Source organism: Agrobacterium sp. K11 (genome assembly GCF_059429395.1).
This window is the reverse complement of sequence record NZ_JCAHRB010000034.1, coordinates 1-2624: the sequence shown is the minus strand read 5'-3', so window position 1 is coordinate 2624 and position 2624 is coordinate 1. Positions and strand designations below refer to the sequence as shown.

2 protein-coding genes are annotated in these 2624 nt (G+C 57.7%); both read left to right on the top strand.

The genetic code is table 11. From position 1 onward, the window contains the following. The first annotated feature begins 178 nt into the window (after positions 1-178). Positions 179-1684: an IS21 family transposase gene (gene istA, locus AC5SEO_RS26780; protein WP_112155708.1), complete on the top strand. Its 1506-nt coding sequence runs from the start codon at positions 179-181 to the stop codon at positions 1682-1684. Next, a complete protein-coding gene (gene istB, locus AC5SEO_RS26775) occupies positions 1681-2574 on the top strand; it encodes an IS21-like element ISRel5 family helper ATPase IstB (RefSeq protein ID WP_112155707.1) in 894 nt (297 codons plus the stop codon). Before istA ends, istB begins: the two co-directional genes overlap by 4 nt. Positions 2575-2624: the final 50 nt, after the last annotated feature.

Here is a 2624-nt window from a genome sequence, read left to right as displayed (position 1 = left end):
TGTTTAGCGGCAATCTCGATGAGATTCAGCGTCAATCAGGATGAGACTCGCGCCGGGGTGTGACGGAGGGAGGGCGTAGCCCGATCGTAGTCATACCTCGGCGTGGCGCAGATTTTGGCGTCTCAAGATCGCGGTCGGTCCGGTACATTTGCGGTTTTCTGTATTGGAGAACCAATTTGTGCCGGGTCGCCATGTAACCGATCATCAGATGAGACTCTTCATGAAGTATCGACAAATGCATTCCGTTGAGGTTGCCGCTGCAAAAGCGTCGATCAGCAGGGCCACAGCCTATCGTCTCGGCAAAGAGACGCAACTTCCATCTCATAGCAAAGCGCCACGCGAGCGCCGCCGTCCTGATCCTTTGGAGCCGATATTCGAGACAGAAGTCGTCCCGCTCCTCAAGGCAGCACCTGGCATCCGCGCTGTCGCTGTTTACAACGAGATGCTGCGCCGGCATCCAGACCTTTCTGAAGGTATCCGTCGCACGCTCGAGCGACGCATCCGGTCGTGGCGTGCTGTCCATGGCGAAGCGCAGGAGATAATCTTCCGCCAGACGCACGAGCCGGGCCGGCTGGGCCTTTCTGATTTTACCGACGCCAGCGGCCTTGGCGTAACGATCGCCGGCGAACCGCTTGATCATCTGTTTTATCACTTTCGGCTTGCCTGGTCCGGCTTCGAACATGCCCACGTCATTCTCGGCGGAGAAAGCTTTGTCGCTCTGGCTGAAGGGCTTCAGAATGCCCTTTGGTCTGTCGGCGGCACGCCGCTTTATCATCGAAGCGACAGCTTGTCGGCTGCATTCCGCAACCTTGACGCCGATGCCAAGGTCGATCTTACACACCGATACGACCAGCTTTGCTCCCATTATCGAATGACGCCGACACGCAACAATAAAGGCGTCGCCCATGAGAACGGCTCGATCGAAAGCTCCCACGGTCATCTCAAAAACGCCGTTCATGATGCCCTGCTGATGCGAGGCACCACAGACTTCGATGATCTCACTTCTTACCGCGCCTTTGTCGACGAGATCGTCAGCCGTCGCAATGCTGCCCATGGCAAACGCATTGATGCGGAACGATCCCATCTGCAGCCGCTGCCTGAGCGTCGCACGACGGACTTCGAAGAGATCGTGGTGACGGTATCGCGCACCGGTGGGTTCACCTTGCGCAAGGTCTTCTACACCGTGCCGTCCCGGTTAATCGGCCACAGGCTAAGAGTTCGCTTGTTCGACGACCGGCTGGATGTCTTTGTCGGAGGTACGCACCTGATGACGTTGCGCCGGGGACGTGGCTACGCTGACGGGCGGCACGATCAGGTCGTCAACTACCACCACGTCATCCATTCCCTGCGCAAAAAGCCGATGGCGCTCCGGGGCCTCGTTTATCGCGACAAGCTTTTTCCGCGGGAGGAATATCGCAGAGCTTTCGAGACCCTCATCGAACAACTGCCTGACAAGCAGGCTTGCAAAATCACCGTAGAGCTTCTGGCGCTGGCTCATGACCGCGGCTGCGAACGCGAACTTGCCGAAGAATTGGCCAGGACACTCGATGCCGGTGACCTACCCGATCCAGCCGCCATGCGAACGCTCTTCGGCCCGGATCCAGCCGGGCTGCCTACCGTTCACGTGCAGCTCGCATCGCTCACCGGTTATGAGGCATTGATCGGCAAGGGAGAAGCCGCATGAAGAACGCCCACGTCATCGATGAAGCACGGCTCAGCATCATGCTCAATGAACTTCGGCTGCCGACAATCAAAACCCTGTGGCCACGATTTGCTGAACAGGCAGATCGGGAGGGTTGGCCAGCAGCTCGCTTCCTGTCGGCGATTGCCGAGCACGAGCTGGCAGAGCGTGCCCATCGCAGGGTTGAACGGCATCTCGCCGAGGCACACCTTCCGCCCGGTAAGACATTGGACAGCTTCGCCTTCGACGCTGTACCCATGATCTCAAAAGCGCAGGTTATGGCAATAACTGCCGGCGACAGTTGGCTCGCCAAGGGAGCGAACATCCTCATGTTCGGTCCGCCCGGCGGCGGAAAGAGCCATCTTGCTGCCGCTATCGGCCTTACGCTGATCGAGAACGGATGGCGGGTCCTGTTTACCCGGACAACCGATCTTGTACAGAAGCTCCAGGTCGCCCGCCGCGAACTGCAACTTGAGTCAGCAATCGACAAACTCAATAAATACGACCTGCTAATCCTCGATGATCTCGCCTACGTCACAAAGGACCAGGCGGAAACAAGCGTACTCTTCGAGCTGATCTCAGCGCGATACGAGCATAGATCAATCCTGATCACTGCCAACCAGCCGTTTGGAGAGTGGAACCGGATCTTTCCAGATCCTGCCATGACACTCGCAGCAGTCGACCGGCTCGTACATCACGCCACGATCTTCGAGATGAATGTCGAGAGTTATAGGCGCAGAACGGCCCTTGAGGAAAAGCGCCAACGGGGTCGGCCAGCTTCCTTCGCGACAATCAGAACCTCGGCGCAGGCTGTCGCGGAACGGCAATCAGAAAACGAAGAAGAACTTGTCAGCGACAATCAGCGTGATAACTTGATCTCGACCGCGACCTAAGAATCTCATCCAGATTGTCGCCAGCGTCTCATCCTGATTGCCGCGCTACA

Coding starts and splice junctions, on each gene's coding strand:
- istB (WP_112155707.1), top strand. CDS start 1,681: ATGAAGAACGCCCACGTCATCGATGAAGCACGGCTCAGCATCATGCTC.